The sequence below is a fragment of the Methylobacter sp. genome (assembly GCF_004322395.1).
Lineage (GTDB): Bacteria > Pseudomonadota > Gammaproteobacteria > Methylococcales > Methylomonadaceae > Methylobacter_A.
Genome location: NZ_SCTW01000114.1, coordinates 1 through 4,373, shown reverse-complemented (window position 1 = coordinate 4,373; position 4,373 = coordinate 1). Strand labels below are relative to the sequence as shown.

At 46.7% G+C, this 4,373-nt stretch carries 4 protein-coding genes; 2 read left to right on the top strand and 2 right to left on the bottom strand.

Annotated features, from left to right (window positions below; translation table 11 throughout):
- The first annotated feature begins 569 nt into the window (after positions 1-569).
- Together EPO18_RS15440 and EPO18_RS15435 are read left to right on the top strand one after the other, a co-directional pair.
- On the top strand, positions 570-947 hold the full coding sequence (locus EPO18_RS15440; protein WP_292434748.1) for a four-helix bundle copper-binding protein: 378 nt from the start codon (positions 570-572) through the stop codon (positions 945-947).
- A 152-nt stretch (positions 948-1,099) separates the two neighbouring features.
- On the top strand, positions 1,100-1,696 hold the full coding sequence (locus tag EPO18_RS15435) for a peptidoglycan L,D-endopeptidase MepK (protein ID WP_292434746.1): 597 nt from the start codon (positions 1,100-1,102) through the stop codon (positions 1,694-1,696).
- Positions 1,697-2,105: 409 nt separating this feature from the next.
- On the opposite strand, the gene EPO18_RS15430 is transcribed toward EPO18_RS15435, so the two are convergent.
- Together EPO18_RS15430 and EPO18_RS15425 are read right to left on the bottom strand one after the other, a co-directional pair.
- Positions 2,106-2,264: a DUF3309 family protein gene (locus tag EPO18_RS15430; protein WP_292434744.1), complete on the bottom strand. Its 159-nt coding sequence runs from the start codon at positions 2,262-2,264 to the stop codon at positions 2,106-2,108.
- Positions 2,265-2,606: 342 nt separating this feature from the next.
- Positions 2,607-4,040: a B12-binding domain-containing radical SAM protein gene (locus EPO18_RS15425; protein WP_292434742.1), complete on the bottom strand. Its 1,434-nt coding sequence runs from the start codon at positions 4,038-4,040 to the stop codon at positions 2,607-2,609.
- Positions 4,041-4,373 lie beyond the last annotated feature (333 nt).

Here is a 4,373-nt window from a genome sequence, read left to right as displayed (position 1 = left end):
CTGTCCACGAAAACCAAAAGTAGGCGCCTCTAGGCGACACGAAAGGCACGAAAAATATCAGCCATGGATTCGCCGTTGACGGCGTCATATCCGGCATTCTTCACATCCCTTTCGAGATTCTTGAGACAATTTTATTCCAGACTCTATTCGGCCGTTCAGTTAAGGAAAAAGCATTAACCGGGAAACAAGCCGATCGGCAGACCTTCCAGGTTTTCAAAATCTGGAAGGTCTAAGCGGCAACATTCTGAACAGGCGGAACGCTTCGAGCGGAGCAACAATCTCCCGTCCGGCTGGATAGGCTTTGCTGATGGCGTTTTTGGGATCGTTTTTTCGTGCTTTTTGTGCCTTTCGTGGACGACGCTTTCTTATACGGAGCGAAAGTTTTTCATAAAAATCATTTTGTTTATCGCAAAATTATTTTACGTACGGCAACGCACTGACTGTAATTACCATTTGAGTTAATTTATAAATCAAGTTTTGGTAAGCGTAATAGCAAAACCGGACTTTCGATAAAAAGAGCGCGCTTTTTTTAGATCGCGTTTGTCTTTCAAAAATTTGGAGGATCCACTATGCAAATTTCTCAATCCGAACAAGCAAAACCCTCAACCCTTTCTTTCTCATCCATGCAGTCGTGTATAGAAAGCTGTAACCGTTGCGCCCAAGTCTGCCTGCAAACGGCTATGAATCAATGCCTGGAAATGGGCGGGCGGCACGTTGAGCCGGAACACTTCCGTCTGATGATGAACTGTGCCGAAATCTGCCAACTGTCGGCCAACTTCATGCTAAGCAACTCTCGTTTCCATGACCGTACATGCGAAGTCTGTGCCGAAATTTGCGAGGCCTGTGCCATGGACTGTGACAGTATCGGCGATATGGAGGAATGCGCGTCTACTTGTCGTGAATGCGCTGGAAGCTGTAGACAAATGGCGAGTATGGTCAGGCACTGATTTTAAATTGCATGGCATGTGGTTCAGTGTTTTTTATAAGGAATCACATGCCAAATGGCAAAAAATTAACTATGAACCTGTCGGGGATAAATAGCTGCGTATGTGGTGACTGTTTAAGATCCTTTTAAGGCTGAGAGTTATAAAGACAAATCATGAATAAACCTATAATAGAAAGCCGAAATATTGATGAAGGCAGTGTTGTAGCATCAAGACGCGGTTTTTTAAAAACTGTAGCAAGTGCTTCTTTGCTGACACTGAGTGGGGCAGAGATTTCAAATGCGGCAATCAAAAGTGATTCTCCGTGCAAAACGCTTGCCTTAAACAATATCCATACCGGTGATAAGCTGAAGTTAACTTATTTTGAACAGGACCATTATATTGAAGATGCCTTGCAGGAAATCAGTTATGTGCTGCGCGATTATCATACCGGCGCTGTTCATCCGATTGATCCGGCCTTGCTCGACCAGTTATACGATCTAAAGCTTGCACTTGGAATCGATAAATCTTTCTATGTATTCTCGGGTTATCGCTCTCCGCGTACAAATGCCGGATTGCGCAAAAGAAACCGTAGCGTCTCAAAGAGCAGTCTGCATATGCAAGGCCGGGCTATCGACATTCACGTGGACGGGCTGGAGACACGCAAGATCAGAAACGCCGCGTTGGCTATGCGCCGTGGAGGCGTCGGCTATTCTCAACGATTCGATTTTGTCCATCTGGACACCGGCAGTTTCAGGTCCTGGCAGGTTTAAATCCCCATGGCAGTTGAAAATTTTTTGCCGGCATACTCCACTGCATATTGGCGGTAATTGGTTCAAACTCCTCTACATGCGCTTTCAAACAAATTGCAAAAACACCGAACAATATAGCTCCCGCAAACCGACAGATATTTACTTAAGCCGATACTCCACATAAGTGCGATACCGCACATATACACTTTTCGCAAAAAAAAGCCGCAACGAGAAATTGCTGCGGCAAGTGAGGCACGTCTTAATCATAATATCTGCCTAAAATAGCTATGTTTAATGTTTTGACCGCTGTTTCAGTTACTAATGCGCTTACGAAACATCAGGCGCCGAACTCTGATTTTAGAATGAGGTACCCTCCGTTAAAACCTTGTAGGGGGCGACTGGCCGGGCCGCCCCTAACTTTGCTTCACAGCTAGATATAGCCCAATAAAACCATAATCAGTAAAATAATCAGCAAAAACCCGATCCCGCCGCTGGTTCTATAGCCCCATTCCCGGCTATAGGGCCAAGCGGGAAGAGCTCCGATTAACATAAGAACTAAAATTATCAGTAAGATTGTGCCGATTGACATGATAATTCTCCTGTAAGAACAAAAGCATTAAATTGAAAACCATTTCTAAGAGTTACCCTCTTGGAATAACACCGGACCAGGATGCATTAGCCTACTTGCCCTATCGCACAATCGAATATTTAGTCATGAAATATTTATGACTTGCATCAGCAAAATCAGTAGCTCTGTCATAAGTACCGATAACAGCTCTTTGCAATATTCATAAATACCTTCCTTTGAGAGTTGAGGTCCAGTTTATTGATAAAATTGGACACGGTCTGTACGTTATCGAACATAAAGCAGCTTATTGTAAAACTCTTCCTTTAACTTTCACCGCCGGATTGAAAAACGCAGATTCCGGTGTTATTCGGAAGCTGCCGCCACCCCGGTCTCGGTCGTTTCCATGACCAATTCCCGCCATGCTGCTTTTTGCGGCATCAACGGGGGCATAGCCGCAAATTCGGGTTCAGGCGTCGCCCTTGCGATCAGTTGCTCGGGGTCGCGAGTCACAACGCCGCCTTTGCGAAAGAACGCATTGTAGACGGTCCAGTTCGCGCGGTTGCGAGAGCCGTCCCAAGGAAAGCGGCGCAGCATCGAAGACGCTGTGTAAAACCCGTCATAAGTATCCAAATAACCCCGATAGAGCTGATCGGCTGATAGCCCGGCCGGCTTAAAGACGATGTGAGATTGGTCGTATTTGTCCCAATTGAAAGAGACAATCTGTTTGCGGCGCATCATCTCGAACCAATTGATAGTGCCGGGATATGGCGTCAGCAGAGAATAACCGCACATGTCGAACTTGACATCGATGTTGAATTTCAACGTTTCGTCGAATACCGTCGACTCATCGCCTTCAAAGCCGAATATGAACAAGCCTAGCACCATGATGCCGTATCGGTGCAGTTTTTCGACCAGCTCGCGATACGATTCCGGATCGTTCTGGCACTTGTGCACGTTGCGCAGGGTTTGCTTAGAGATAGACTCGAAACCGATGGACAGCATGAAACAACCGCTTTCCGCCGCCAATTCCAACAAGCGATCATCGTTCGCATCGCGACTATTCACCGCTGCCTGCCATTGCAGACCTCGTCCTTTGAAGGCTTTCATGACTTCCATGGCCCGACTCGGCGTGCCGAAAAAATCGGAATCGTTGAGCAGGATTACCTTCTCATTAATGTGTTCGATCTCCGCTATGATGTCGTCGATAGGCCGATAGCGAAAGCGTAATCCGTACATCGTGGGTTCGGCGCAAAAAGTGCAACCGTGATGACAGCCGCGGGAGGTTTGGACAAACCCCTTATTGATATAGCGATTGCTCTTCAGCAGTCCTTGCCGTGGGTTCGGCATGCCGGTCATCGAGTGCAGGCTTGCAGCTTTATAAATACCTTTTAATTTGCCGTTATGCAGGTCGTCTAAAACTTTGTCCATAATCAGCTCGGCTTCCCCGACGACCACCGCGTCGGCGTGTTTAAGCGCTTCCTGCGGCAGGTAGCTGACATGAACCCCACCCATGATCACAGGAACACCGCGAGCCCGGAAAGCGTCGGCGATCTCATAGCCCCGGTTCACGTAAGAAGTCATCGATGAGATACCCACCATATCGACATTCAAATCGAAATCGATAGGCTCGATATTTTCGTCAGTCAGGATGATTTCATACTGGTCTTCAGGAATCAGCCCAGCCACAGCTAGAAGCCCTGCGACCGGCGAATAAAGCGCTTTGCCGAAGAATAAAGGCCGGGTTGCAAACGTATCGGCTCTCGGATTAATCAGATGAATACGGCGGGTTCTAGTCATATGAATATCTCGCTGTTATAGGAAAGATACGGTTCTTATCATGCGTAGCTACTTGTATCGAATTGAATTATATGAATCGGCAGCGTTGAGAATGCGATGGCTTAAAGACAGGCGTAGCCTGATACTTAGGGTTCAATGTCTGTCTTCCATGAATCATAAGTAGAATATCAATCAGGAAACGTCTGTACTCTACCGCACACACCAAGGCTTTTCCCCCGTCAAATTCCAGCCGATAGGTAACCGCACTTATTGCCCGGCCAGGTCGAATTGTTTAGGCTGGAGTTATTTTTACAACACCAAACCGGTTTTTAAGTGAGAAGAAACCATTCAATT

What these genes read in the sequence shown, in the direction of transcription:
- EPO18_RS15435 (WP_292434746.1), top strand. Translation starts at nt 1,100, where the DNA reads ATGAATAAACCTATAATAGAAAGCCGAAATATTGATGAAGGCAGTGTT.
- EPO18_RS15440 (WP_292434748.1), top strand. Translation starts at nt 570, where the DNA reads ATGCAAATTTCTCAATCCGAACAAGCAAAACCCTCAACCCTTTCTTTC.
- EPO18_RS15430 (WP_292434744.1), bottom strand. Translation starts at nt 2,264, where the DNA reads ATGTCAATCGGCACAATCTTACTGATAATTTTAGTTCTTATGTTAATC.
- EPO18_RS15425 (WP_292434742.1), bottom strand. Translation starts at nt 4,040, where the DNA reads ATGACTAGAACCCGCCGTATTCATCTGATTAATCCGAGAGCCGATACG.